This window comes from Polynucleobacter sp. MG-Unter2-18 (assembly GCF_018687675.1).
Classification (GTDB): domain Bacteria; phylum Pseudomonadota; class Gammaproteobacteria; order Burkholderiales; family Burkholderiaceae; genus Polynucleobacter.
The window spans coordinates 313744-340265 of record NZ_CP061302.1 but is presented as its reverse complement, the minus strand read 5'-3'; the positions used below and the strand labels follow the sequence as shown (position 1 = coordinate 340265).

Sequence of the window (26522 nt, the reverse complement as noted above, 5' to 3'; positions counted from 1 at the left end):
AAGCCGCTAGCTTGAGAACTTTCCAATCTACTCACTGGTGAGCAATTCAGCAGCGCGTTGCGCAATCATCATCGTAGGCGCCGCAGTATTGCCAGAAGTAATCGTTGGCATTGCAGAAGCATCCACCACCCTCAAATGATGAATGTCCCGAACTCGTAATTGAGAATCCAGCACTGCCATCGGATCATCATCGCGCCCCATCTTGCAGGTGCCTGCTGGATGGAAAATCGTCGTGCCAATATCTCCGGCAGCTTTAATGAGTTCTTCATCGCTTTGATATTGCTTGCCTGGCTTGTACTCATCTGGTGCGTATGGTTTGAGTGCGGGACTTTCTACAATCTTGCGCGTGAGGCGTAATGAGTCTGCAGCCACCTGACGATCTTCGTCAGTCGATAAATAATTTGGTGCAATCACTGGAGGCGCTTCTGGATCAATCGAGCTGATATGCACACTACCGCGAGATGTTGGACGTAAATTACAAACGCTAGCAGTAATTGCATTAAAGGAATGCAAATCTTCGCCGAACTTTTCTAGTGATAGTGGTTGCACGTGATACTCCAAATTGGCAGAGGGCTGATCTGGTGAGCTATATGCAAATGCGCCGAGCTGCGAGGGAGCCATCGACATCGGGCCAGAGCGCTTAAACACATACTCCATGCCAATTAACAACTTACCGAGCAAAGAGTTTGCTTTGGTGTTGAGAGTCTTAATGCCATTGACCTTATAGATCATGCGCAATTGCAAATGGTCTTGCAAGTTTTCACCTACGCCCGGCAAATCTGCAATGACGGGGATACCAAGCTTATTGAGATGCGCAGCTGAGCCAATACCCGAGCGCTCTAGAACCTGCACACTACCAATAGCACCTGCACTCAAAATCACCTCGCCTTGAGAATCGGAATTGTGATTACTGCAACGCATGTCCACTGTTTTGCCATCTTTAATATATTGCACGCCATAGCAATTTTTAGAACTTGGATCAATCAATAATTTATTGACCATCGCCTCAGTAATTACGGTGAGATTAGATCGCTTAGCAGCATCACGCAAAAATGCTTTAGAGGTATTAAGCCTCCAACCTTTACGCTGACTCACATCAAAGTAACCCACCCCAAAGTTATCGCCTTGGTTAAAGTCATCTGATGCGGGGATGCCAGCTTGTACTGCAGCCTCTCTAAAGACATCCATGATGGGCCAACGCAAGCGCTGTTTAGAAACCGTCCACTCACCACCTTTGCTGTGCCACTGATTAGCAGCGCCGTGGTAATCCTCAAATGATTTGTAGCGACGCAATGCGTTTTCCCAAGACCACGAATCATCACCTGTTGCGGTCACCCAAGAGTCGTAGTCGCCAACCTGACCACGCATATAAATCATGCCGTTGATAGATGAGCATCCGCCCAAAACTCTGCCACGTGGATAGAGCAGTGAACGACCATTTAAACCTTTTTCCGCAGCAGTCTTAAAGCGCCAATCAGCCCTAGGGTTATCGATGCAATATAAGTAGCCTACTGGTACATGTATCCAGATGTAGTTGTCGTTCTTGCCAGCCTCAATCAAAAGCACCCGTTTAGCGGGATTCTCAGTCAGGCGCTTGGCCAACATACAGCCGGCACTACCGGCGCCGATGATGATGTAGTCGTAGGTATTTGTTTGAGTCATAGTCGTAGCAGCGGATAAATTTTGTTTGATCCTATTATTTACCAATACAAAAAATCAGGTATTTCTTGTCAATTTTGTTGATTTGATATAGACTCATTATTGATCTAATATTAGATCATGAGAACTACCTTTAAAAAAGCTTTTGCCCAGTTTGTAAAAAAGGCATCCATACCTTTGCAGTTAGTAATTGAAATCAAGGTCGCTCAAGTTTGCGATAACCCTAGGATAGGTCAGCAAAAGCTGGGAGATCTTCAGGGGGTGTTTGTTTACAAATTTCGCTTTAATGCACAAGAATATTTAATGGCATATCAATTTGATCATTTTGCTGGTGTAACTGAAATAACCTGGATTGAATTTTGCAAAATCGGGCCTCATGAGAATTTTTATACTCAATTAAAAAAATCTATTCGCTTCAAATGACAACTTCAAGCCATTTCAACAAAGAAAGCAAGGCCTATATATGACTCAATATATGACTGCAGAGGATCTTTTTGCTCACGTGCGAAAAATGCCCTCAAAAGAACGTATTAAATTTTTCTCTTTAATCGCAATAAATGCCTTCCAAGAGGCTGACTATACTCATGAGCAAGTATTTGGACACCTCAGGAACGCTCCTTTTTCAGCAGAAGAGGCTGCAGAATTTTTAGAGATTTCACTTCCTACTTTACGAAGGTATGTACAGTCTGGCAGATTAAAGCCTACATCAATCATTGGAAGAAGCCAGTTATTTTCCAGCACTGACCTGAAACTACTAAAACAGAAAATCAATAAAGGGTAGTTAAAGTCTAATACACGTCTAAAATATAGATATGCATGTCAATGAAAAGAACCGCACCCCCAAGAAAGAAGATCTTGATGAGGGCCCCAGCAAATCTGAGCTAAAGCGGCTGATGACCGAGCGCCAAAAGCTGGCTGAAGTTCTAGCAGCACTTAGCAGTGATGCCTTGAAGACCATACCAATGGATGAGGCTATTAAGGCATCTATTGCAGAAACCAATAAGATCAAGAGTTTTGAGGCGATTCGTCGCCACAAGCAGTACCTTGGCAAGCTAATGCGCTTTTTGGATGAAGAAGAATTGGATGCCATTCAGAGACGTTTAGATGCCATCCAAGGTGTTAGCAAGGCAGAGACTGCAAAGCTACATCATCTAGAGTCTTATCGCGATCGATTAATCGCGAATGATGAAACTTTCACCAAAATGATTGAGCAATATCCCGATATGGATATTCAGAATATGCGCACTCTCATTCGTAATGCGCGCAAAGAAAAAGAAAGTAATAAACCTCCTAAGGCTTATCGAGAAATCTTTCGTGTCCTCAAGGATATGGGGATCTAAGTTGTTGTTTTAGATCTTCAGCTTTGCCGAGGGAATTTCCACCCAGCGATACATGTAGCTGGCAGCAATGAGGCTGCACACCATCACCCCAAACATTAAACCGATGGCAATCAGACCACTCTCGTGGGCGTGCATTCCAGAAGCAATGTAGATCGTATTGGCTAGCAAGATAAACGCAAAGTGAATTAAGAATGCACAGTAAGAGCGTGGGCTCGCCCATGCAATCGCTCGTAGTACCGATGCTTTCAATCCATGAGTCACAGATGAACTAGGGTAAATAGAATTACCCCATATCAATAATGCAATGGCTACAAACCAAGCCAAGAAATTTCGCAACCACAATTGATGTAATGTGGAAATCGCAATAATTACTCCAATAGTGATGAGTACAAACTTGGCTAGCCCCTGGATCTTCTTGTTTGCAAAGTTCTTAGCAAGATAAGCCAATACACCAAGGCTGTATGAGCCAATAAAGTAGATAAAGTAGGCCTCGTACTGATTAGAGCGATTGAAGTACAGCAAAGAACAAGTCGCAATAATGCTAAGGAACCATATCAAAGCCTGATATGAGGAAAAAGAAATTAGCAATACCGCTAACACTGAATACAGTTGCCAATCAATCGCTACATACCAAACGCCAGCAGAGATCGAATCTAAGCCTAAGATACCTTGCAAGAAAAATAAGTGCGCCAGGAACTGACCCATCGTTTCTTGTTGGCCAACGAACTCATCATTCACCCAGAAGCGTGTAATCCAGGCGCAAAGAATGGTGAAGATCAAAGCAGCGATATAAGGTGCAAACAAACGCAAATATCGATTAATAATGACTCGCAGTAAATTTTGGCTGCTGAATTTCGCATTCGCAAAGCGTGTGAGAGACTGGGTTGCGAGATAACCTGCCATGACCAAAAAGATTTGTACGGCAAAGCGACCATACTCATATAAGAAGTTCATCACACTTGGCAAGAATGCTCGCGCATCTTCTGCGATGTGGCCATAGCTAGAAAGATGATGCAGGATGATGACTAGAGCAGCAAAGACCTTCAGCAGGTCTATGAGAAATAGTGGAGAGGCTTGCTTCAAGAATTGTTAAGCGCTATTTGGATTTAGTCTTGCCCATTAAAGAGGCCAGCATAGGATTGCTACTAGCAAGCTCTTTCTTGGTTTTTGCAATACCTTCTGCTGTACCCGGCTTTGGTGTCTTTGCAGCATTTTTCATGCGCTGAGCAGTAGTCAGAGCAAGGTTTTTATAGAGGTCTGTTTTTTTCATTGACATAGCGCTTTAATGTTGAATTCCATTCCTATAAAGTGTTATCGACTGTATCAATAAATTCACGGACAGTGCGATTAAATGCCTCTGGCTGCTCGATGTTGGATAGGTGGGCCGCATCTTCCAAGATGACAAACTTGGATCCATCAATCATGCGGTTCAGCACGATTGCTTGATCCACCGTGCAGGCAGGATCCTGGCGACCAGTCAAGATGAGTGTTGGCGCTTTGATTTTGAGCAACATCGTTGTTTGCGCCATATCCCTGACCGCGCTTGCGCACCCCAGATAGCCCTCAACTCCGGTACCTAAAATCATCTCGCGCACCTTGGCAATATCTTGAGGGGCACGCGCAATAAATGGGGCAGTAAACCAGCGCTTAATAGTGCCATCTACCAAACCAGCAGTTCCTTCTTTTCGAGCAATCTCAAAGCGCTCTTCCCACAAACTGCGTGGCGGCATTTCACTGGCGGTGTCACACAAAGATAGAGAGTAGACACGCTCTGGATAGCGGGCACCTAATTGTTGGCCAATCATGCCCCCCATCGACAGTCCAATGAAATGCACTTTATCAATTTTCAGTGCATCCAATAAGGCAACCGCGTCATCAGTCAATTGGGGGATGCTGTAGGGGGCAGGAGTTGTTTCTGAATCGCCGTGCCCGCGCTTATCAAAGCGCAGCACTCGATAGCGATCGCTTAATGCAGGCACATTCCAATCCCACATACTACAGTCAGACATTAAGCTATTAGCCACCATCACCACATGACCATCGCTAGGACCATCAAAACGGTAGGCAATATCGATTCCATTGACCTTAATGATCTGTTTTTCTAGTTTTTGGCTCATTTGCATGTACTTTCTGGCTGATCTAGCAATTTTTAAATATCCCGTCTTAATCATGGAGATCTTGAAAGGAGCATGGTAGATTATCCAATGAAACAATAAAAATACTAAGGAGACATGATGCAAAAGACATTGCAATCCCCTCGCTCGCCAAAGCGCAACTTGATGGTGAGCTTGTTCATTGGTCTAGGTTTGAGCCTGAACCTCATATCAACGACTGCCAACGCGCAAAACTACCCCAATCGCACGGTCAAAATGATTGTGCCCTTGACCGCTGGGTCTGGCGCCGATATTGCTGGTCGCATTGTTGCCAAAAGCCTCTCTGAAACCTGGAAACAATCCGTCATTATTGAAAATCGTCCTGGTGCTGGCGGCTTAATCGGTACCGGTGCAGTTGTTAGTGCAGAACCTGACGGCTATACCCTCCTGGTGCAATCTGCCTCCTATGCGGCTAATCCTGCAATCTATAAAAAACTGCCTTACGATCCACTGAAGAGTTTGGTTGATGTCGATATCCTTGGACAAACTCCTTACGTCTTAATTACCTCAGCCGAGGGTCCTTATCAATCGATTCGTGACTTGGTGATTGCCGCTAAATCCAAACCGGGAGAAATCACATTCGCATCTGCAGGTGTTGGCAGCTCAACTCACCTCGCTGCTGAGTACTTTAATCAGATGATGGGTATCAAACTCATTCACGTTCCTTACAAAGGATCTCCAGAAGCCATTTCAGACACGATGGCTGGGCGCACTGCTTTCTATATGGCACCACTGGATACTGCTATCGGGCAACTCAAGGGCGGCAAAGTAAGAGCGCTTGGTGTTACTAGCAAAGCACGTAATGCAGCAGTACCAGATATCCCCAGCATTGCTGAGTTGGGTTACTCCAACTTTGAAATTGGTCTTTGGTTTGGGGTATGGGCACCTGCCGGCGTTCCAGCAGCGATTGTGAAAAAGATTAATCAAGATATCAATCTAGCAATGCAAACTCCTGAAGTAAAGGCTGCTTATGAGGCTAAAGGCATTAAAGCAACACCAATGAGCCCACAAGAATTTGCTAAGTTTGTGCGCGATGAGATGGCGAAGTATCAAAAGATTGCTAAAGATGCCAACATCGAACCACAGTAATCTACCTGTATCAAATTGAACTCAACTCCAGCAGCTCCACTCTGCCAAGCCCCAGATCCAGAAATTCGATCACCTAAGATTCAATTTCCGCCTGGGGCGGTAGATTGTCATGCCCATGTATGTGGGCCAGCCTTGGAGTTTCCTTATGCACAGGAGCGCATCTACACTCCACCTGATGCCACGCTGACGCAATACGAATCCCTATTAAATATGCTGGGCATTGATCGTGCGGTCTTAGTTCAGCCCAGCGTATACGGTAGCAATAATCGAGCCATGCTCGCAGCGCTCTCTACAAACCCCAACAAGTTTCGTGGGGTTGCAGTCATCGATAGCGATATCACTGATGCTGAACTTGAGAGACTTCATCAAGCTGGCGTGAGAGGCATTCGTTGCAATGTTGTCGATGTTGCTGATAAATCGAAGGGCTTACCAATCGACGAATTATCTGCAATCGCTAGGCGCATCCAACCCTTTGGTTGGCATTTAGAATTGCTCGCTCATGTTAATGAATATCCTGATCTCGCTAAAACATTTGCAAACTTTCCAGTGGACTTAGTATTTGGTCACTTTGGCTACTCCCACGCAAAACATGGCATCGATGACAAAGGTTTCCAGGGCCTGCTAGAGCTTCTGAAAAACAATAAAGCTTGGGTCAAGATGACTGGACCTTATCGCATTTGTGATGGGGACTTTCCCTATGCAGATATGCGAGCATTTAATGATGCAGTGATTAAGGCCAATAGCAAGAGATTGATCTGGGGCAGTGATTGGCCTCATGTGATGGTCAAAAAGCAAATGCCGCATGATGCCGATCTCTGCGATCTATTTGGCTCTTGGGTAGCAGATCCAAGCCTTAGAAAAGCGATTCTCTCGGACAATCCCTGTATGCTATACGACTATCCAGCCTTCAACGGCACTCAATAGACATTAGCAAGAAAGAATACCAACCCCATGGATAACACGCTTACTATTATTCTCGGCATTGTTGCCATGCTACTTCCGCTGGTAGTGGGTCGCCTAGTATGGAAACGCTTTGATCAATACTTTGGCCGTAATGATGAAGCCTATATGGATACTCTTGAGTACTTCCTTAAAAAAATTGGCTTCACTATTTTGGTTGCCTTTATCCTCTTGTGGATCGGCATCAGCTTGGTATTTAGCGGTAGCGCCAATCCCTAAATATCTCACCAACAAAGACTACCTGCCGTGAATGATCAATTTAAAACGCTTTTCAATAAAGCGAAACTGAACTTTGCAGTACTTGCCAGCATATTGATGTTGGCAGTCTTAGGAAAGATGACCAACCCTGAACTCACTAATCAGATTTTTCAAACTGCAGATCAATTGGTTTCAGATCTGATTTTGCTTTTCGTGGCAATTACGCTTGGCGCTTTTATTCCCAACTTCAAACTAGTAGTCTTCGGAGCTATTGCAGCCTTTATTGCGGCGGCAGTGGCCATTCAATCAGGCATCTTTACTTACCTCACCTTAGACTACCTTTTTGCTGTTCTGATCGTGGTTCTAGGCTTTGCATCAATTGCTAACCTGTATCGACATTACAGGGAAGTTCAGTTTTAAGACCCAGCCTTACTTATCCTTGAGATAATCTAATATAGGATTTATCTCAGGCAAACCGTTCTCCAAGAATGAATTAAGTTCTTTGTCTGATACAGCTTGAATTGATAATGTTTGACCTTCGTTAGCTGCATTGTCAGGTGCAATCGCTTTTAACTTCTCTAGATTTTGCCAAAGCACGGCCCTAGGGGCCGAAATCTTCATTGCTGTAATGCAGCTATCTAGCAAGCCCTCTTTTGTAAAAAGCCGATCAATTCCCTTTTCAAGGCTAATGAGAACACTGTTGCCATAAGCTGCCTTTGCTTTTTCAGCAGCCTGATGCAGTTCACTTTTATTTACCTTCATCATCGCTAAATCAATAACATCTCGGCTAAAGACGCTATCGTCATTCCATCGATCTGTATTCGCTAAAAGCTTACTAGCCACCAAATCAACTCTTGATAGAGTGGCAATATCTCCCACGCAGTCCTTGTCTTTAGGGACGTCAAAAGCAATGCGCCCCTCCGAAATAATTTCAAACTTAATATTGATGCCCCCCACACGCAGCATGGCTCGAATACCGTATTGGTCCGTGCGAATGTCACGAGCTAAAACTAACTCTCGACCACTTTTAGTGATGGCCGAAATTCCTTCAGGTCCAGTTAGTGATTGACGCAGAGCTCGATAAGCTATGAGATCTGAAACTAAAAAATCAATATCTACCGATTCTCGATACTCATCATTCATTAAGGCAATTGCAGTCCCACCACCAAAATAACAAGAATGGTCTTTTAAGACCTGAGCATCAAGTCTTTGCAGAACCTCGTAAATTTTTTGGTGATGCTCGCGCTTAAACAAGTAAATTCTCCATTCCCTTTTCAGCAATCAATCTCTGCATCAGAGCTCGTTCATGACTATCAATTTGCTGCATATCCAGAAAGCGTTTATTGCGCTCATAGATTCCCCTGGCCTGCTCATCAGTAATGAGTGTGTTGACGTCTAGCTGCCACGCTAAAGCTGTTAGCTGAGAGTAATCGCCAACCCGAATATGTGGGCCCTCAGACGTCAATGGATTTATTGAACGCTGATCACGAGCAGCCCACTCCCCATCTGTAGTCAAGATCCCCAGGTTAAGCCCAAGCGCATGGCATACCTGCAAATATGCCCCCAAGCTCACTGAGGTCTCGCCCTTTTCAATTCGATGCAAAGTCACCCGTGAAATCCCCGCTGATCTAGCGGCAGATTGAGCGCGGACACCCAATGCCTTCCTTTGGGCCGCAATCTTTGCGCCCAAATCAAGTTGCTGGCTTAGAACTGAATTATTCATAATGTTTCTTATTATATACAAATTGTATATTTTGTAAAATATAAGAAACATTTTTTAAAGCATCACCACCAACTGTAATTAGCATCATGCCGATGCGATGCCTCAAAAACTGGATCAAATTCCGCATCCTCAAGCCACCTCCTCATTTGCCTGTTATTACGAGTGCGTAGTCGATGGTCATATGACTTTCGATACCAGCGTGGTGCTGTACTACTCATCGTTACCTGACTGTCAGAATGGTAGCGTGCGATCACTTTTAGACCTAGTACAGAAAGTGGATCGTGTCGCGGGGATCGGATACCTGGAATGCAAGATTCCCAGTCAATTAAGACCCACTCATAATCATGCTGTTGGTTTTTTCTTCTTAATGTACGTGACATAACAAACTCCTTGTAGATAGTTATGTCATGTCAATCTCCTTAATAGAATTGGTGGTTTGACCCATGTAATGCGAGCAAATGAAAAAGAATTAGCTCAATTCATGATGGGGCGAAATTTAGCCTTCATGCGTTGAAAGAAATGATTTCGCATTGAAATTTTAAAAGATAAGAAAAACCACTCGCTAGGAGAGGTTGGTAGGCTTTCATCAAAACCCCCAATGGGTTGATAAAAACTTTTAGTCAGATTGATGGATGCGTTTGAAACTTCTAGGCCGCCATTTGGAAAACTCGTATACGCGGCTCAATTTCTTTTTGCAATATGCGTTTTGCAACTCGCATGTCATATTCCATCTGCAGGTTTAACCAGAACTTGGGATCCATCCCAAAAAATAGACCTAGACGTATTGCAGTATCAGCAGTGATGGGTCGATTTCCATGAACAATATCGCTGATACGACTTGGAGAAACATCAATGTCTGCCGATAATTTGCGCGCAGTAATCTCCATTGGCCTCATAAAGTCCTCTAAAAGGATTTCTCCTGGGTGAATCTCATCAAGTAATTTTGTCATTGTCTTCATTTTTATCTTGCCTTAGTGGTGGTCCACAATCTCCACTTCATGCACACCATCAACCTGCCAAATAAAACAGATCCGCCACTGGCCATTGATCCCAATACTATGTTGACCCGCTCTATCCCCATGCAAAGCTTCAAGCAAATTACCGGGCGGCACACGCAAGTCTAATAAATTAGTTGCTGCGTGAAGCTGTAGTAACTTACGCCTGGCAATTCTTTCAAAGTTCTTAAATTTTCGTGAAGTTTTGCTATGAAAAAGTGCCTGAGTTTCTTTGCATGAAAACGAATAGATCATATGCCATTATATTCTACCAAACAGAAACTGTTACATGGAACTTTTGTTACTTTTATTTAGAAACACGGCTAAAATAAATGTCAAATCTATATACATAAATTGATATATAGATTCAATATTTAAGTATTTGTAGTTATGGATATAGCCCTACACAATACGGGTCTATGTACAAATATGACCATATTGACCAAACCCTTGTGGATCAACGGGTTACCCAATTTCGTGACCAGGTTGAGCGTCGCCTAAACGGCACCTTAGCCGAAGAAGAGTTTCGACCCCTTCGACTTCAGAATGGCCTGTACCACCAACGCCACGCCTATATGCTGCGCGTTGCCATCCCTTATGGCCTCTTAAGCTCACAACAGTTACGCACCCTTGCTTTTATTGCGGATAAGTACGATCGCGGCTATGGGCACTTCACAACCCGTCAGAACATTCAATTTAATTGGGTTGAATTAGAAAAGACTCCTGACATTTTGGCTGAACTAGCTAAAGTCGAGATGCATGCCATCCAGACTTCTGGCAACTGTATTCGTAACATTACAAGCGATGCTTTTGCTGGAGTAGCTGCAGATGAATACATCGACCCACGACCTATCTGTGAGTTACTGCGTCAATGGTCAACTTTGCATCCTGAGTTTGCGCACTTACCGCGTAAATTTAAATTCGCCATTAATGGCGCTAAAGAAGATCGTACCGTATTGCTTTGCCATGATGTGGGTATTGAGCTCAAGAAAAATCCTGCCATCAATAATGGAGATTTGACTGCAGATATTTATGCTGGCGGCGGCATGGGTCGCACACCCATACTGGGATCATTAATTAAGCAAGGCTTACCATGGCAAGTTCTGCCAAGCTATTTGACCGCCCTATTGCGTGTGTATAACCGCTTTGGTAGGAGAGATAATCTCTATAAAGCCCGCATCAAGATTTTGGTAAAAGCCTTAGGTCCGGAAGAATTTGCTCGCCAGGTTGAAGGTGAATGGAATCAACTTCATAACGATATCAAGCAGAGTAAAGATAATTTCACTCAAGCTGAGTGGGAACGCGTTGCTAAACACTTCACTAAGCCAAACTACAAAAATCTGACAGCATTGGGCGATGAGCAATTGCAATCCCATGCCCACTCCAAACTCAATCCCAGTGAGAAAATTGGGTTTACTCGCTGGCTAGAGCGCAACGTAAGGCCGCACCAAGTGCCTGGATATGCTTCGGTCATACTCTCACTAAAACCTCATGGCACTGCAGCTCCTGGCGATGCCACCAGCGCCCAAATGAATGCTATCGCCGACTTAGCAGACCAATACAGCTTTGGTGAACTGCGCGTTACTCATGAACAGAATCTGGTATTGGCTGATGTTGAGCAGATAGAGCTTCTCAACTTATGGCGTGCTGCTAAAAACTACAACTTAGTCTTGCCTAATATTGGCCTACTAACTGACATCATTGCTTGCCCTGGTGGAGATTTCTGCTCACTGGCCAATGCCAAATCACTACCAATTGCCAAAGCCATTCAAGAGCGTTTTGATGATTTGGATTATCTGCACGACTTAGGTGATATCACTTTAAATATCTCTGGTTGCATTAACTCCTGTGGCCATCATCACGTTGGCAATATTGGCGTTCTTGGTGTCGATAAAGATGGTGAGGAGTGGTACCAGATCACCCTAGGTGGCGACCAAGGAAACGATGCCTCAATCGGAAAGGTCATTGGGCCCTCTTTCTATGCCAATGAGATTCCGGATGTGATGACTAGCCTGATCAATACCTATGTCGAGCAGCGTACAGCAGATGAACCTTTTATCGATACTTATCGTCGCCTAGGAGTGGCACCCTTTAAAGAGGCCGCCTATAGGAACAATGGTAAACACTCTAAAGAATCAAGCAAAGGTGCGATAGCCTAGCCATCAAAAAATAAATATATGAATAAACAAATTATTTCTTTTCCAAAAGATAGCAAGCCCTCTCTTATCTCCAATGAATGGCAGGTATGGGATGGTGAACATGACGAAGGTGGCATTCCGGATCTAGAGCATGGAATGCATAAGGTACTGGTGCCATTTCATTGGTGGATCACGCACTATAAAAATCCTGACATCATCCATCGCGCAAATCAAGGTGAGATTGGTGTTTGGTTTGCGGCAGATGATGACATTCTGAAACATGCTGACACCATTGAAGCTGGCAAATCACTATGGCCAGTAGTTGGTGCTCATTTTCCTATTTTTAGAGATGGCAGAAGTTTTAGCACTGCAGCGCTCCTGAGAGATCGGTTTGACTGGCAAGGTGAAGTTCGTGCAATTGGCGATGTCTTAATTGATCAATTGCTACAAGGCGCTCGGGTGGGCTTTGATGCTTTTGAGCTTCGTGCAGATCAAAACCTCGATGTTGCCCTGAAGCAATTTGAGCTCTTCTCGGTAGTCACACAAAACAGTTGGCGTGATCAACGCGCCACTATTTCAGCATCATGAAAAACTCCACTCTCGGCAAAGTCTATTTAGTTGGCGCAGGTCCTGGTGCGGCTGACCTAATAACCGTTCGCGGTGCAAAACTCCTAAAGCAGGCCGATATTGTTTTTCATGACGCATTAGTTGATCCAGCCATGCTGGAGTTATGCCCTCAAGCCATTAAAGTGCCTGTAGGAAAACGTTGTGGCAAGCTGTCTTCAGCCCAGCACTTCATTAATAAGCGCTTAATCGATGCTGCACAGAAACACCAAATCATTGTCAGGCTTAAAGGTGGTGACCCCATGATGTTTGGTCGCGCCGATGAAGAAATTCAAGCACTCAAACAGCATCACATTGAAGTTCAGGTGGTTCCAGGAATTACTGCTGCCCTAGCAGGTGCAGCAGCCATCCAGCAATCACTCACTTTACGTGGCATAAGTAGAAGCGTTGCTTTTGTGACTTTGGCGCAATCCAATGAGCTTACAGAAAGTCTAACAAGTGAAGCGGAGGAGAACAAGAGTCAACCCTTGCAAAACCCAAGTGCAGACACTGTGGTGTATTACATGGGTCGCAAAGATGCTAGCAATATTGCCAAACAATTAATTAACGGAAACTCTTTGCATACAAGTGAAACACCAGCTCATATCCTTGAAGCCGTGAGCACCAAGAATGAACGTCACTGGTCAAGTACCCTCGGTGAATTAGCTAACGGCAAAGCGAATGATTGGTTTGATAGTGCCTCGCCTGCACTCATTATGATTGGCGAAGCCTTAAGAGAGAAACAACAAACAAGCAATATCAATCACAACCAAGACGAGAGCTTAAATAGCTCTAGCAGCAAAATCAATGATGGCTTGCAAGACAGCGTCATCTTCACCGACGGCAGGCGTAGCGCTTAAAGTCACGCTAGGGAATTTTTCCTGACAAGATGCAAGCAACACTGGGAAGTCGTTGCGCAAATGACCGCCTTGCCCAAAAAACACCGGCACAACTACTACTTCCTTAGCACCCGCCAATACTTGAGTGGCAATCGCCCCTTCTAAGCTTGGCTGCATGAGCTCCAAAAAGGCTACTTCCACCGGGGCATTGGGGTAACGACTCTTCCAGAGTGAAGCTAAACGGTCAAAAGGCTCGCGCCAACGAGCATCACGGGCACCATGGCCAAATAAGACGATTGCCTTCATATTCATGTAAACCTTTTAAACTATCACCCTTGTTCATCCAAGCTTACCCTGAATTTAAGCACTTCACCAACATATACTCTGCACCCATTAATTAATATGACACATCTTCTTGGCCAAACCTGGTTCATCATCCTGATGGGTGTCACTCTAATTGGGGCAGTGCTATCCGCAGTTCACCATGCTGAAGTCATCGCCCATAAAACGGGGGAGCCTTATGGAACATTAGTGCTATCGATTAGCGTCACTATTATTGAAGTATCTCTCATTATTGCAATGATGCTTGCCGGTCACGAGGGCGCTGAATTTATTGCTCGCGATGCCGTCTTTGCAACCGTCATGATTGTGATTAATGGTGTGATTGGACTATGCATCTTTATGGGAGGTTTTAAGCATCATGAGATGTCTTTTCGCAATGAGGGCACCAACTCTGCATTAGGCGTACTGACAGCGATGGCTACCTTTATTTTGGTGATGCCTATGGTCACGACCAGTACTCCAGGACCAGACTTTACCAAGAGTCAGCTTGCTTTTGCGGGCATTGCCTGTTTCGCTCTTTACGTCGCCTTCTTATTTTTCCAGACCATCAGTCATCGCGACTACTACCTGCCAAAGACTGAAGAACAAAAAGCAAACAGCAATACACATGCTGACAAGCCCAGCAACCTCAAAACAACTATTAGCGCATTTCTGTTACTCATTTCACTAATCGTGGTTGTAGGTCTAGCTGAGGCACTTAACCCCTCAATCGAAGCTGGAGTTAAAGCAGCAGGAGCACCCAAGACTGTCGTTGGTATCGCCATTGCTATGCTCGTGCTACTCCCAGAGGGATATGCAGCAGTCAGAGCAGCCCGAGCTAACCGATTGCAAAGTAGTCTGAACCTAGCACTTGGATCAGCTCTAGCCAGTATTGGACTCACAATCCCTACAGTTGCTGCAATAGCGATTTTCTTCAACTTACCCCTGAGCTTAGGCATCAGCAGCCTGAATATGACTTTGATGTACCTAAGCTTCTTTATTGGCGCTCTAACGCTTGCAATTGGCAGAACAACACTCTTGCAGGGCGTAGTGCACTTGATTATCTTCTTTGAGTTCTTGTTTTTGAGTTTGGTGCCGTAAGGGCTTATCTCAATAGACTAAAATTGACATACAAAATGTGTAATTTCTATAACTAAGGAAGTATGAGTGTTTTAGCCGTCTCCTTTCTAACATCCTTATTAATCACTCTTTGGGTGATTCGTAGTAGCCATTTACATTCAAAATTTAGTGCTGACTCCGATATCAGCGGAATACAAAAATTTCATACGCACTCAGTCCCTCGTATTGGTGGACTTGGAATTCTGCTGGGCCTCGTTGTTTCGCTAATAGTGCGACTATTTGAAAACGAATCTGTCGGAAATTTTGGATTGCTCTTAGTAGCATCATCACTTCCAGCCTTCCTATTTGGATTCCTGGAAGATGTCACTAAAAAAGTAGGTGTCAAGATTCGTCTCATTGCCAGCTTTATAGCTGCAGCAATTGCTGGCCATCTTTTAGGTGGCTGGCTGACCTCGGTTCAGATATTGGGCATTGATAACTTAATGCTTGCCTACCCAGCACTAGCTATTGGAATTACCTGCTTTGCTGTGGCTGGAGTAGCAAATGCATTCAACATTATTGATGGCTATAACGGCTTATCAAGCATGGTTGCCATCATCATCCTTAGCGGACTAACCTATGTCGCCTTTCAGGTTGGCGATACTCAAATCATGATTGCAGCACTAGCAATGATTGGCGCCTTACTGGGCTTTCTGGTTTGGAACTATCCACGCGGCCTAATTTTCTTAGGCGATGGCGGCGCTTATCTAGTAGGTTTTTGGATTGCAGAACTCTCAGTCCTTTTAACGGCAAGGCATCCCGAAGTATCCAAATGGTTTCCGCTATTGCTTTGCATCTACCCTATCTTTGAAACACTTTTCACAATTTATCGACGGGTAATTTTGAAGCGCGTTCACCCTGGGATGCCGGATGCCCTACATCTACATCAACTCGTATATCGCAGAATAGTACGCTGGGATAATGGCGATCAGGATCAACAACTCCAGATCTACAGAAATTCAATGACTTCACCTTATCTTTGGCTACTCTGTCTTCTGGGCGTTATTCCTGCTGTGCTTTTCTGGCGCTATCACCTCGCGCTAAAGGGATTTGTAATGCTCTTTTCAATTAGCTATGCTTGGCTCTATTGGTCAGTAGTACATTACAAAGTGCCAGAGTATTTGATTAATAGGCGATAGAGACCTAAAGAGGTCTTAGTGCACTATCCTCAAATCTTAGTAGGTCTAATCGGTTTTAGATTTGTGGTGCCCCTAATGGAGTTTCGAGCGCATAAACACCTTTTATTCACAACGCGATTAGTACCACTAACACAATTGACCAAAATCGTAATGAAGTTTGTAGCCAAATTATCGAAGACATGCCCTGAACTGTAACCTACAACAGACTGCGTAGTCGCTCATATTCCACTTTATGTATATAGTGCACGATGCCGAACTGCGGGTGCGCTAGTCACAAAATTCACTCTATTTGACACTTAAGCATCGTCAAAACCCAACTGAAGGGGCCCTGTTTATCATATCCCACTACATACTCCACATTAAAATTCTCATCTGAGCAATGATTTTTTAAAGATCTTGAACCTCAGCTAAGTCAACCGGATTAACAAAAAATTCGTTGTAAAACTTGGGTTACCGAAAGCAAAGACTTCTCGATTCAGCGACTACTCTATGAGAATAAATAGAACTCAGGATTTATTATGATAAGGAAGACTCTGCTTGAGATCATGCGATACATAGAGCAAGTCTGAAAGCTAGATTAACTCTAAGAGCTTCTTAGGATATCTTGAGAGGATCTTGAAAATGTTCGTTTCAATCCCATTCTCTCGACAGGCTCTAAGCAACTCCTGGTTGTGAAGGATTCTACCTTTAAAACCTGAGGCGGTACTGACCCCCCCCGTCTGCATTTTTACCAGAACTTCAGGAAGGTACTCGTAGCGAAGGTGGGAAGCTGCAAATGCTCGTGCAATGAACTCAAAATCACCAGCAATACGGTACTCTGGTTTGAATCCACCTAGTCGTGAATAAATCTCTCGCCTCATAAATAGCGCGGGATGTGCTGGCATCAAACCCCAAGCCAAACTACTGAGGTGAAATGAAGCTGAGCGATAGTGGCGAATGGTTCGGTCAGGATCGCCTTCATTAAAAAAGGTGACGTCGCCGAACACAGCATCAAGCTCACCCTTTTTCATACGCGCTGCAACACGAGACAAAATAGTTTTGTCAGCATAATGATCGTCGGAGTTCAAAAAGCAGACAATATCGCCAGTTGCCCTTTGAATGCCTTTATTCATCGCGTCGTAAATACCATTGTCTGGTTCACTAACTACATACGCTAGGCTTGAACAAAATCGATTAAGGATCTCTGAAGTCGTATCTTTAGAGCCGCCATCGATAACAATATGCTCAACATGGGGCCAGTTTTGATCGCGAACTGATTGCAGCGCCTTAGCTAGAGTCTTAGCACTGTTATAGCAAACAGTCACAACAGAAATCTTCAAATGGGACTCTTGCATGATTTCAATAGCGAAGGAATTTTCGAGCAAGTTCCTTCGCCCACATCGGCACATAGCGCTGTATGAGCCGCCTACTTTTTACACTTCCTACAGTTTTGAAACCAGCCTTAAACCCTGGCTCAACACTCCTGACTGCCGCAAGACAATTATCCAAAGCTCTTTCATAGACCTCATAAACTGCTGCAGGTTCTGCGCAATGCGAAGTGTAAAAAGCCGATAAACGGTCATATTTGCCATTACCCAATAATTGAAACTGATGAAAGTGATAGAAAATTAGCGCAGCGCCTTGAACTAAAATTGTTCCGTCCGGACTGGAAAAAAATTCATACTGTTCGTAATTCCATGGGGCAATTCCTGCACCTGGATGCTGCAAAATGTGACACCTAGAGTACCGATCTGGCCACTCATCAAGATACTTCTGATCCCCCATCTTTCCATCTTCAAGGCGGTAGTAGCACCATTCAATGCATTGCTCGCGCCAGCACAACAGACAAGCAAGGCCCTGCTCATCTCGTCGAAAGCTTACCCATTCAACACAGAAGCGGCCATTGACTTCGCGATGCTGAAGGCGTGGCGTAAATCGATGTTCGATGATGGCGATAGATGCATTGCCGATTTCGTCAAATAAAGGCTGTACATCAGAATAGAACAGCATATCTGCATCGACATAGGTAAGAAATTCAATTTCAGGATAGTTCTGCATCACATACCAGGTGAAGCACGAAGAGAGTGTCCAACAATACTCGGCCACTCCACGCTCCGCCTTAACTCTTAGTAAATCCTCGTTTTCAACTTCTGCTAATCTAATACAATTAACGAAAGGTAAATCCAAGCGCTCAAGTATATTTTTGGTCTGAGCATCCATACAGAGCACATAGATTTTCGCACTCGGGCAGAAATGCGCCAAGCTGCGAATCATAGTTAGACCCTTTAGCATATATCCGCTATCAAAAAGCGTGCAGAAGTATTTTGGCCGCATCAAAGAATATCTTTCTACCTAACTAGGCGAGCAGACTTACACGCGCAAACGCGATTTGGCAAGGTCAAGTTAAAACCCAGGCGATAAGAGGATGGATGCATACTGAGGAGCTTAGGCGGCCACCTTTGTGGCTTTGACCTCGACCTGAAACCATGAACGCTCAACCCGCGCGTAAAGGCGACAAACAAAATTGAAAACGGGGCGGCCCAATCGAGCAAAAATATGGTACAGCGGCGGCCATTTGTGAATGTATGCCTTTGCATACTGCACCTCAAATCCAGCTTCAGTAAACAAATTGCCAAAGTTTTGAGGGCTCCAGCTAAACAAGTGGTAGTTAATATCCCTCGGGTTGTAGCGATAAGTGACCGAGTCACATGGCACAAAGAAGTGAATGGTGCCACCAACCTTCAGTAAAAGCCGTAGATCCTTTAGCTCTTGTAGTGGATTAAGTGTGTGCTCAAGCGCATGGTTTGAGATGATGACATCGACTGAACCCTCCCCTAGAACGGCAAGCGCCTCTGCCACACTCAGGAAATGCCGCACACCATGAGTCCGGATAGTTTCTACCGCCGAAGTATTGGGCTCAATACCAATCTTAACGGCACACTCTAGATTATTCAGCAAAAACCCGCCACCACAACCAAAATCCACGACGACATCACTCTTTTTGATGGTCTCGAAGAACTTGCTTGAATTCGCCCAGCCACCAAAGGCACCAATATTTTTCTGCCAGCTGAAGTAGTCTTGGTCGTAGTACTGGCTAACAGCTTCCTGTGATTTCTGCTCAATGCCCATTTAATGGCCTTTCTGCCCCAGATGGGCTTTTAGTATTGGGAACAACTCAACCATGCGTGCTGCATAGCTATGCTCAGACAAGGTACGTGCCTGGCCTGCTCGTGCAATCACGGCTGCTTCGGCTGGATGATTTAAATAGTGGGAAATAATAGAAGCAGCCTCTTCCGGGCTTTCGTATGCAAGTACCTCCTTGCCGATCTCGAAAAGTTCGCCTAGATTGTCTTTCCTATCAGTCAGTAGCAAGGTACCAACACCTGTCGCCTCGTACAACCGCATATTATTTGCATTGTTTTCCGCAGCGCTGATATGACGGTTCATTGTGATCCGGCTGCGCGCCAAGGCCCGGTACATATCTAACCCCCAAACCTCGCCGTGATGCCTGAGGCGAATTGGAGACTGCGGGTCAAGATTCTCAACACCATAGCCAAAGAACTCAATTGGTGTCTTGCGAGCCAAATATTCAAGGGTTGGAACAGCCTTGCCATGATGTCGGCCGATCCCCCCGACAAAGCTTGCGGGAATGTCTTTTTCGACAGAGCCGAGACGCTCGAGGATGCTAGGGTCGAAGCCAATGCGGAAAAACTCGGCCGCCACACCCAGGGCACGAAGACCAGGGACAAAGTGCGGAAAGGAAGTTAGGATTAAGTCGTAACCACGACAAAAAGGTGCTGCAGGTAGCGGAGAGGCAATTTGTCCAACAATCAGTGGTACTGATTTTTTCAACGCCTGCAAAGTTTCCGGCACCAAGAAATTAATATCCTGGCAGTACAGGACATCCGGCTTGAATTGCCTGATTTGCTCTGAAACAAGGTGCTGCAAACCGGGCAATCGAGCAAGCAAGCGCCCCATATGTGGCAGTCTATAGAGGCGAGGGGATATTTCCAGGAATGGCCTAAATACTGAAATACCCGCCTCCTGGGCCCATCGATTTTGCAACGGGACGCAGTTCGCAATCAAGTTTTGCGCTTCACAGCCCAGCTCATTCAAGTGCCGCGAATAAAAGTCGGAAGTGCCGAAGCATTGATCCAGCAGAAAGTCGCGTTGCACCGCATATCCTGCCTTGGCCAAATCAACATTGGCTGAATAAATCTGGCGCAGGAATGCCGGGTAATAGGTATCAAGAAGTAGAACCCTCACAGCCTTTCCGCCTCAAAGAATTGGCGCACCTCATGTGCAGATAGCACTTCACATACGGCATTGATCTCTCCAGCCGTGTGCCCCATTGAAATCGGCAGGCTGAGCTCAGTCGCATGCAAAGCCTCGGCGATCGGGTAACTGCCGGATAGCGCTCCGGCCATGGCCTGTTGTTTATGCGGAGGAATCGGATAGTGGATTTCCGTCTTGATGCCGTGTTCGAACATATATTGACGCAAGGCATCTCGCTGCGGGCAACGAATCGCAAAGATGTGAAAAACATCAAACTCGTCGGCCCGTCTAACTGGCAGAGGAATCCAGTTCGGCAAACCCTTGAAATAAATGTCCGCCAGCATACGCTTATGACTAGTCAGATCATTAAGGTGACGTAACTTGATACGTAACATGGCTGCCTGTAACTCATCAAGACGTGAATTGACGCCAGGATACTCATTGACATATTTCAGCTTGGAGCCATAGTTGCGCAGATGGCGGAGGCGATCAGCCAGAGCATCGTCATTAGTCACCACTGCGCCGGCATCACCCAGCGCCCCAAGATTCTTGGTCGGATAGAAGCTGAAACAACCAGCATCACCAAACGTTCCGGTCATAGTACCCGCGAGGGTCGCGCCATGTGATTGAGCGCAGTCTTCAATAAGGCGCAGGTCATATTTATGTGCGAACGCAGTAATAGCATCCATTCTGCAAGGTTTTCCGAACAAGTGCGTGACACAAATCGCGCGGGTTTCCGAAGTCATTGCCTGTTCAAGAAGGGTAGGATCTAGGTTGAAAGTTTCCAGAACCGGCTCAACCAATACAGGGCGATGGCCGGCCCTCACGATTGCCAGTATCGTCGCGATATAGGTATTGGAAGCGACTAGAATATCGCTGGGCTTGGGTAGATCTAATGCTTCAATAGACAGCATGAGTGCATCCAGGCCATTAGCTACACCGATACAGTGTCTGCTGCCAACGTAAGCTGCAAACTCGGTCTCGAAGGCAGCGACTTCGCATCCAAGCACATACCAGCCTGAGCGAATGACCTTAGAACTTGCCGCCTCAAGGTCCGACATCAAGGTCTGGTTAGTGCGGGCGAGGCTTTCGAATTCGATAATAGGCTTAGTCATACTTCTCGTCTATGTAGTCAGCTCTATCATAAGGCTCGGAAGAAAGGACGAGCAGAACCGAACCTGGGCCGAAAGTCATGGTGTGCCAGTCTTTTGGCTCGACCAGAAGGCATTTGCTGGGGTCGTTGAGCTCCACGATCCCACTACAACGTCCATCATTTATGTACATAGAAACCATACCAGCAACTGCAATTAGAGCTTGTCGCGTCTTGACATGCCGATGTCCACCACGCAAATGCCCATCTGCACCATAAATCCAGTAAATGCGCTTGATTTCAAAAGGCAGTGCGTCGTCTAGTACCGTCAACCCGCCCCGTAAATCAAAAAAGGTTGGTAAATCGATGGTTGTAAAGTAGCTCATATCCTCCTCCATACAACTCAATCAGATAACTTGAGGATCACCGCGTTGTCAGTCGGAATTTCAAGCTGAGGGTCGTGAATGAAGACAATATTGGCCGTAGTCAGTGCGGCAATATCACTTGCCGAATTCAGTGAATTTGCGCGCGGTGGTTTGACCTCCCCCGTCGCTCGCAGCTCCGGGTTCGACTCGATGCCGAATCCAAGATAGCCACCAGGCTTAACAATCCGCTGGCACTCCTGCAACAGTCCACCGGGAACACTGCTGTAGCTGACTACCCAGCCCAGGATGACTGCATCAAATTCGGCAGTTGCGTAGCGTGTCGCGTGCATATCGCCGATATCAATCATTGAACTGTACGAGAACAGATCGAGGCCGCGTGCATCCAGCATACCCAGTGACCTGGCCCAGAAAATGTCATCCTCAGTGCGGGGGCCGACGATCAATACCTTGGGCCGTTCGATATCACGAACTAATGCTGCCAGCGGATAAAGCAGTAGGGCCATGCGATTGCCCATGCCATAGGCTGCGCGATTACTGAGGGCACCCATATTGTGCTCAATGGTTTCCTTGCCGACCTCACTGCCGATCGCCTCAAAAATCCTAATATCACCCTTCTTAAACTGGAAACGTATCCAGCAAAAATAGTTACGTATTAGGTCTATCTTCAGAACTTCGTAACAAAGCCCGGTTAGTCTTCTCGACTTGCTCATTGCTTCAATCTTCCCGCTGTGTGTGCCAAGGTGCCTTACTTAAGCGCATCCTATCTGGCGTTACAAATAGACTTTATACACGTCCGCAAATCGTTTCAACTGCGAGGCTAATGCTGGCGTCTTTTGGCTGGGCAAAAACACTTTGGGATAACTTACCCCAAATAGGGAGTTGCTCAACTGCATTTGCAACAGTAACCGGGGGTTGCCTGAAACTGGGCTTCCCTTATGAAAACCACGCGTATCTTCAATAATAACAGTACCCCGCGGCGCCGAAAACTTGACTTCACTGTTTTTCCCGTAATGAGCAAACACCTCATCATCCATCAAGCGCACATAACCCCTGTCGAGAAAATACTGAGGAATTGCACCCGGCCGATGCGAACCTGTGATGAAAGCATGCGGCCCATCGCCTGGTCCAACATCAGTGAGATAAATAAAAACTTTCAACCACTTCACTCTGTCCATATCAAAGTGGTAGAACTGTGCAGCCTCAGAATCCCCCTTTGAATGAAAGCGTGTATGCCACCACATTGACACAACGTCTAGCTTGGGGCGAGCATCAAGATAAGCCTCGGCTAAGGCCAGAATTGACTGGTCGGCCATAATGTCCTGTACGTCCGGATTACCCAGCAAATCTCCGCTCTTGTAGTCATAGCGAACCGCTTCAGGTTTGTCGGGACTATAAAAGGCGGTGCGAGGAACCGCACGCTTTTCCTCGCCATCCATTGCACGAATATCGGCTGGTGTCGTCAGGGCAAAATCCATAAGTCGCTTGCAAACATGTGGGTCTAAGGCATTTTCAAAAACGATATAGCCTTTTTCCTGCAATTGCTGCAAAGCCGCTTCGACTCCAATGCCGCCCATATCGCCAATAATTCCACTCTTCGTAGGTTGTTCGAGCGGCTTATGCCAAATGCTGATGATGCGACTGCACCAAGCATTGAAATGGCCGCCAGAGGCACAAAAGAGATAAATCAATGACTGATGAGCACGTTTACCATTAACGCCACAAATGAGGAACCTCATAACTCCAAGAGCGAACAAAGAGCCATGTGCGACCAGAAAAATAAACTTTCTCATATGCTTGTAGATTTCCGCTTAGTAGACCGGGCATACATTAGTAGCTCCTTACCTCTGCCTTACTGGCTAAGCAAGAAATGAAGTCATCAAAGCCGGGTAGCGCAGTAAACGCTTGCACGCGTGCTTTTATCAACTCTTCTGAGTCATTTCCGAAATTGCATTCCCTCCAAAGGGTGATGAACGAGTCAGCCAAAGCCCGCTCTGACTCGGATCCATGGATATTATGCATGTAATAAAATATGAGTGCCTGCCTCTGCATTGCTTCAACAGGCAATGGCAAAATCTCGGGGCTACGCAACATAGCCACATATTCGGCGCGAGATTTCGCCGTCCTACAAAAATCAAATGAGTGATGCGGGTGACGTGCGCAACCGATTGTCGGAATACCCAAGTAGGCCATTTCATGAGCGACTGTTCCATATACAGTCACCCCACACGCAATCCCCGCTTTTGCCAGCTGAACGTTACTGATCCCTGCGGGCAGCAAGTTCACGGAGGGGTGTTGCGCTTGCAAGCGAGTTAAAGCTTCGTCACTTAGGGCAATCTGATTCGGATGTGGTTTAAGAAAAAATGTAATTCCAGACGCATGCAGCGTTGTGACTGTGAGGCAAATCCACTCCCAAAAATCATGAAATACAAGGTCTGGGTAAACATGCGGGCTGTCATAGAAATCGTGAAGAAAGACGACAACTGCGCCTTTCAGATTCGGGGGGAGGCTGACCTCCATGTTTGTGTTTGCGTACGCCGATTGGCGCATATAGCTTGTCGCAGAATCAATACTCCCTGACAAACGCCGCTCTAGCTTTACCTGCGCTTGCGCAAGACGCTCATCCTGTCTATCTAAGGTATTAAAGTCACTTCTATATGCTGAAAAGTTTGGTGTATGGAAGCAATCCTCGCGGCTAAGTTTCTTTCCAAGTCCGTTGAGATTACCAAATGACCATACCTCTACACCTTGTGCCAATGCAACCCGAACTGGAATGCCGTGCTCCAGATAAGTCGTGTGTGAAGACAAATACCATGCCGGACGCTCACGCTCGAAATAAGTACGCGCCTGACGCTCATCGCGTAATGCCTGCCAGATTAGACGCCGCACAAACGGGTCGCGGACTACAAAGGTCGGCGACGGCTTGAAACGAAGATATGAATCAATCAGAAGGTCGGCAATTTCAACGTCATTTAGTTGCAGTGAAAACTCACCGCTCTGTAGTTGTAATGCCTGCCAAAGACGCTTTGACAAAAACCATGCCTTTATATCAGCCACAGGATGGCTCCAGCTTGCCGACCGATAAGCGATGCGATCTATCCATCGACCATAAGCTCGAATCCATTGGGCAGAACGCAGCCAAGCGACTGGGGCAGATCTTTTAAGCTCAGCCAGTAGGTCTGTACCGATTGCGCCGTTAACTGATTGCGTTATCACCAAATCAGCGCGCAGTGACACTCGCTCACCAAGACGAACACGTATCGCGCCAAATAGCAGGAAATAAAAGCGGTCACATACTGACTGCAGTGCCAGAATGGATGCAGGTTTACAGCTTCGGCGAACGCACGCCAAAAGGTCAAGAGACCGTGGACTGACGCCGGGTACATTTGGGTATCGGGAAAACCGTCTGATTAATTTCTCGATCACAACTTAAGCCTATCAGATCAGATACTTAGTGTTATGCGACGCACTCAGCCAACCATTTGCCAAGTCAGCGGTGCACCCTTCTTGGCATCCTGATTCACCCTTCGGCCAATAAAGAAATCATAAAACTTTGGAGGCAAACCATGTCCAGGGCGCACACAGCGAAGATTCTCTGCCGTCAGTTTATCGCCTGCCTTAATATCCTTCGCAATATATAAAGAGCGCCGGAATGCAAGCGACTTTAATTCGGCATCTCGTGGACCATATGCGACCTGCCCCATCGCAAGCCATGCTCTTTCCGTTTCCTCGATGAGTAATTCTAGCTCCACAGGCTCCATGGAAAAAGCGCTGTCGACACCTCCATCCGCACGGCTCAGCGTGAAGTGCTTTTCGATTACCGAGGCGCCTAGCGCAACCGCTGCAACCGCAACGCCCAACCCCATCGTGTGATCCGATAGTCCAATCTCGCATCCGAAAATCTCGCGCATGTTAGGAATCATTCGCAAATTGCTGTTTTCAGGTGTGGCTGGATAGGTGCTGGTGCATTTAAGCAAGGTCAAATCGGTACACCCTGCAGTGCGGGCAGTGCGTACTGCATCATCAATTTCTGCAATAGTAGCCATGCCTGTGGACATAATGAGTGGCTTACCTGTGGCTGCTGCCTTACGAATCAAGGGTAAGTGAACTAACTCGAATGATGCAATCTTGTATGCAGGGACATTCAGCGTCTCCAAAAAATCAACCGCACTCTCATCAAAGGGGGAGCTGAAGCAAATCATTCCGCGCTCCTGAGAACGCTCAAAGATCGGCGCATGCCATTCCCACGGCGTATAGGCTTGTTGATATAGCTGATGCAGACTGTTCCCTGCCCACAAACTGGTTTTGTCCTGAATATAGAACTCGCCCTCGCCTACATCGAGGGTAATGGTATCTGCGGTATAGGTCTGCAGTTTCAATGCATGTGCCCCCGCCTCAGCGGCAGCATCGACAATCTCCAACGCCCTTTCAAGCGACTGATTATGGTTGCCTGACATTTCGGCGATGACGAACGGAGGATGATCCCGTCCAATGAGTCGGTTGGCGATTTTCATAGCTA

The 26522-nt window shown here is 46.0% G+C and carries 32 protein-coding genes; 12 read left to right on the top strand and 20 right to left on the bottom strand.

Annotated features, from left to right (window positions below):
• Positions 1 to 27: 27 nt before the first annotated feature.
• Positions 28 to 1662 carry a GMC family oxidoreductase gene (locus C2759_RS01820; RefSeq protein WP_215355814.1) on the bottom strand — a complete coding sequence of 545 codons (1635 nt, stop codon included), beginning with the start codon at positions 1660 to 1662 and terminating at the stop codon, positions 28 to 30.
• A gap of 117 nt (positions 1663 to 1779) precedes the next feature.
• Here C2759_RS01820 and C2759_RS01815 point away from each other — a divergent pair, with 117 nt between their 5' ends.
• From C2759_RS01815 to yjgA, 3 genes are read left to right on the top strand one after another with little or no spacing between them, the layout of a single operon-like run.
• Positions 1780 to 2082, top strand: coding sequence for a type II toxin-antitoxin system RelE/ParE family toxin (locus C2759_RS01815; RefSeq protein WP_215355812.1), 303 nt, complete (start codon positions 1780 to 1782; stop codon positions 2080 to 2082).
• 40 nt (positions 2083 to 2122) lie between these two features.
• Positions 2123 to 2440: a helix-turn-helix domain-containing protein gene (locus C2759_RS01810; protein ID WP_215355810.1), complete on the top strand. Its 318-nt coding sequence runs from the start codon at positions 2123 to 2125 to the stop codon at positions 2438 to 2440.
• Between the two features lie 31 nt (positions 2441 to 2471).
• A complete protein-coding gene (gene yjgA, locus C2759_RS01805; protein ID WP_215355808.1) occupies positions 2472 to 2999 on the top strand; it encodes a ribosome biogenesis factor YjgA in 528 nt (175 codons plus the stop codon).
• A gap of 9 nt (positions 3000 to 3008) precedes the next feature.
• Here yjgA and C2759_RS01800 read toward each other — a convergent pair whose 3' ends face one another.
• The 3 genes from C2759_RS01800 to pcaD are packed head-to-tail and all read right to left on the bottom strand — an operon-like array spanning position 3009 to position 5116.
• Complete coding sequence (locus tag C2759_RS01800) at positions 3009 to 4082, bottom strand: acyltransferase (protein ID WP_215355806.1); 1074 nt, start codon at positions 4080 to 4082, stop codon at positions 3009 to 3011.
• Between the two features lie 13 nt (positions 4083 to 4095).
• Positions 4096 to 4269, bottom strand: a complete 174-nt coding sequence (locus tag C2759_RS01795; RefSeq protein ID WP_156156250.1) for a hypothetical protein — start codon at positions 4267 to 4269, stop codon at positions 4096 to 4098.
• Between the two features lie 31 nt (positions 4270 to 4300).
• Positions 4301 to 5116, bottom strand: a complete 816-nt coding sequence (gene pcaD, locus C2759_RS01790; RefSeq protein WP_215355805.1) for a 3-oxoadipate enol-lactonase — start codon at positions 5114 to 5116, stop codon at positions 4301 to 4303.
• A gap of 114 nt (positions 5117 to 5230) precedes the next feature.
• Here pcaD and C2759_RS01785 point away from each other — a divergent pair, with 114 nt between their 5' ends.
• From C2759_RS01785 to C2759_RS01770, 4 genes are read left to right on the top strand one after another with little or no spacing between them, the layout of a single operon-like run.
• Positions 5231 to 6241, top strand: a complete 1011-nt coding sequence (locus tag C2759_RS01785) for a tripartite tricarboxylate transporter substrate binding protein (protein WP_215355803.1) — start codon at positions 5231 to 5233, stop codon at positions 6239 to 6241.
• A 15-nt stretch (positions 6242 to 6256) separates the two neighbouring features.
• Entirely contained in the window at positions 6257 to 7165 is a 909-nt protein-coding gene (locus tag C2759_RS01780) for an amidohydrolase (RefSeq protein WP_215355801.1), read from the top strand.
• Positions 7166 to 7192: 27 nt separating this feature from the next.
• Entirely contained in the window at positions 7193 to 7420 is a 228-nt protein-coding gene (locus C2759_RS01775; protein WP_215355799.1) for a hypothetical protein, read from the top strand.
• Positions 7421 to 7447: 27 nt separating this feature from the next.
• Positions 7448 to 7819 carry a hypothetical protein gene (locus C2759_RS01770; RefSeq protein ID WP_215355797.1) on the top strand — a complete coding sequence of 124 codons (372 nt, stop codon included), beginning with the start codon at positions 7448 to 7450 and terminating at the stop codon, positions 7817 to 7819.
• Positions 7820 to 7828: 9 nt separating this feature from the next.
• On the opposite strand, the gene C2759_RS01765 is transcribed toward C2759_RS01770, so the two are convergent.
• The 5 genes from C2759_RS01765 to C2759_RS01745 all read right to left on the bottom strand — a co-directional run bounded on the left by C2759_RS01765 (position 7829) and on the right by C2759_RS01745 (position 10372).
• Complete coding sequence (locus C2759_RS01765) at positions 7829 to 8653, bottom strand: nucleotidyl transferase AbiEii/AbiGii toxin family protein (protein ID WP_215355795.1); 825 nt, start codon at positions 8651 to 8653, stop codon at positions 7829 to 7831.
• Positions 8646 to 9122 (bottom strand): helix-turn-helix domain-containing protein, encoded by a 477-nt coding sequence (locus tag C2759_RS01760; RefSeq protein ID WP_215355793.1) that lies wholly within the window; start codon positions 9120 to 9122, stop codon positions 8646 to 8648. The genes C2759_RS01765 and C2759_RS01760 overlap by 8 nt, the downstream gene beginning before the upstream one ends.
• A gap of 62 nt (positions 9123 to 9184) precedes the next feature.
• Positions 9185 to 9502, bottom strand: coding sequence for a hypothetical protein (locus tag C2759_RS01755; protein WP_215355792.1), 318 nt, complete (start codon positions 9500 to 9502; stop codon positions 9185 to 9187).
• Between the two features lie 267 nt (positions 9503 to 9769).
• Entirely contained in the window at positions 9770 to 10072 is a 303-nt protein-coding gene (locus tag C2759_RS01750) for a HigA family addiction module antitoxin (RefSeq protein ID WP_215355790.1), read from the bottom strand.
• A 21-nt stretch (positions 10073 to 10093) separates the two neighbouring features.
• Positions 10094 to 10372: a type II toxin-antitoxin system RelE/ParE family toxin gene (locus C2759_RS01745; protein ID WP_215355789.1), complete on the bottom strand. Its 279-nt coding sequence runs from the start codon at positions 10370 to 10372 to the stop codon at positions 10094 to 10096.
• A 164-nt stretch (positions 10373 to 10536) separates the two neighbouring features.
• Here C2759_RS01745 and C2759_RS01740 point away from each other — a divergent pair, with 164 nt between their 5' ends.
• Genes C2759_RS01740 through cobA form a run of 3 tightly spaced genes read left to right on the top strand, consistent with a single transcriptional unit; the run spans position 10537 to position 13718 of the window.
• Positions 10537 to 12276: a nitrite/sulfite reductase gene (locus C2759_RS01740; RefSeq protein ID WP_215355787.1), complete on the top strand. Its 1740-nt coding sequence runs from the start codon at positions 10537 to 10539 to the stop codon at positions 12274 to 12276.
• An 18-nt stretch (positions 12277 to 12294) separates the two neighbouring features.
• Entirely contained in the window at positions 12295 to 12843 is a 549-nt protein-coding gene (locus C2759_RS01735) for a DUF934 domain-containing protein (RefSeq protein WP_215355785.1), read from the top strand.
• Entirely contained in the window at positions 12840 to 13718 is an 879-nt protein-coding gene (gene cobA, locus C2759_RS01730) for a uroporphyrinogen-III C-methyltransferase (RefSeq protein ID WP_215355783.1), read from the top strand. Before C2759_RS01735 ends, cobA begins: the two co-directional genes overlap by 4 nt.
• On the opposite strand, the gene C2759_RS01725 is transcribed toward cobA, so the two are convergent.
• Positions 13641 to 14009 carry a sirohydrochlorin chelatase gene (locus C2759_RS01725; protein ID WP_215355782.1) on the bottom strand — a complete coding sequence of 123 codons (369 nt, stop codon included), beginning with the start codon at positions 14007 to 14009 and terminating at the stop codon, positions 13641 to 13643. The two genes, cobA and C2759_RS01725, sit on opposite strands and share 78 nt — an antisense overlap.
• Positions 14010 to 14099: 90 nt before the next feature.
• Here C2759_RS01725 and C2759_RS01720 point away from each other — a divergent pair, with 90 nt between their 5' ends.
• Both C2759_RS01720 and C2759_RS01715 read left to right on the top strand, forming a co-directional pair.
• A complete protein-coding gene (locus tag C2759_RS01720; protein ID WP_215355780.1) occupies positions 14100 to 15119 on the top strand; it encodes a calcium:proton antiporter in 1020 nt (339 codons plus the stop codon).
• Between the two features lie 62 nt (positions 15120 to 15181).
• The gene (locus C2759_RS01715; protein ID WP_215355778.1) at positions 15182 to 16276 is read left to right on the top strand and encodes a glycosyltransferase; all 1095 of its coding nucleotides are present in this window, start codon (positions 15182 to 15184) and stop codon (positions 16274 to 16276) included.
• Between the two features lie 572 nt (positions 16277 to 16848).
• Here the strand turns inward: C2759_RS01715 and C2759_RS01710 are convergent.
• From C2759_RS01710 to pseI, 10 genes are all read right to left on the bottom strand, one after another.
• Entirely contained in the window at positions 16849 to 17640 is a 792-nt protein-coding gene (locus C2759_RS01710; RefSeq protein ID WP_251366995.1) for a glycosyltransferase family 2 protein, read from the bottom strand.
• Entirely contained in the window at positions 17615 to 18529 is a 915-nt protein-coding gene (locus C2759_RS01705) for a hypothetical protein (protein WP_215355777.1), read from the bottom strand. Before C2759_RS01705 ends, C2759_RS01710 begins: the two co-directional genes overlap by 26 nt.
• A 171-nt stretch (positions 18530 to 18700) precedes the next feature.
• A complete protein-coding gene (locus C2759_RS01700) occupies positions 18701 to 19384 on the bottom strand; it encodes a class I SAM-dependent methyltransferase (protein ID WP_215355775.1) in 684 nt (227 codons plus the stop codon).
• The gene (locus tag C2759_RS01695; RefSeq protein ID WP_215355773.1) at positions 19385 to 20521 is read right to left on the bottom strand and encodes a glycosyltransferase; all 1137 of its coding nucleotides are present in this window, start codon (positions 20519 to 20521) and stop codon (positions 19385 to 19387) included.
• Positions 20518 to 21645, bottom strand: coding sequence for a DegT/DnrJ/EryC1/StrS aminotransferase family protein (locus tag C2759_RS01690; protein ID WP_251366994.1), 1128 nt, complete (start codon positions 21643 to 21645; stop codon positions 20518 to 20520). The genes C2759_RS01695 and C2759_RS01690 overlap by 4 nt, the downstream gene beginning before the upstream one ends.
• The gene (locus C2759_RS01685) at positions 21638 to 22006 is read right to left on the bottom strand and encodes an FdtA/QdtA family cupin domain-containing protein (protein ID WP_215355771.1); all 369 of its coding nucleotides are present in this window, start codon (positions 22004 to 22006) and stop codon (positions 21638 to 21640) included. The genes C2759_RS01690 and C2759_RS01685 overlap by 8 nt, the downstream gene beginning before the upstream one ends.
• 17 nt (positions 22007 to 22023) lie before the next feature.
• Positions 22024 to 22716 carry a methyltransferase domain-containing protein gene (locus C2759_RS01680; protein WP_215355770.1) on the bottom strand — a complete coding sequence of 231 codons (693 nt, stop codon included), beginning with the start codon at positions 22714 to 22716 and terminating at the stop codon, positions 22024 to 22026.
• A gap of 60 nt (positions 22717 to 22776) precedes the next feature.
• On the bottom strand, positions 22777 to 23742 hold the full coding sequence (locus tag C2759_RS01675; RefSeq protein ID WP_215355768.1) for a phytanoyl-CoA dioxygenase family protein: 966 nt from the start codon (positions 23740 to 23742) through the stop codon (positions 22777 to 22779).
• Between the two features lie 91 nt (positions 23743 to 23833).
• Complete coding sequence (locus C2759_RS01670) at positions 23834 to 25354, bottom strand: hypothetical protein (protein WP_215355766.1); 1521 nt, start codon at positions 25352 to 25354, stop codon at positions 23834 to 23836.
• 119 nt (positions 25355 to 25473) lie between these two features.
• Positions 25474 to 26517, bottom strand: a complete 1044-nt coding sequence (gene pseI, locus C2759_RS01665; RefSeq protein WP_215355764.1) for a pseudaminic acid synthase — start codon at positions 26515 to 26517, stop codon at positions 25474 to 25476.
• Positions 26518 to 26522 lie beyond the last annotated feature (5 nt).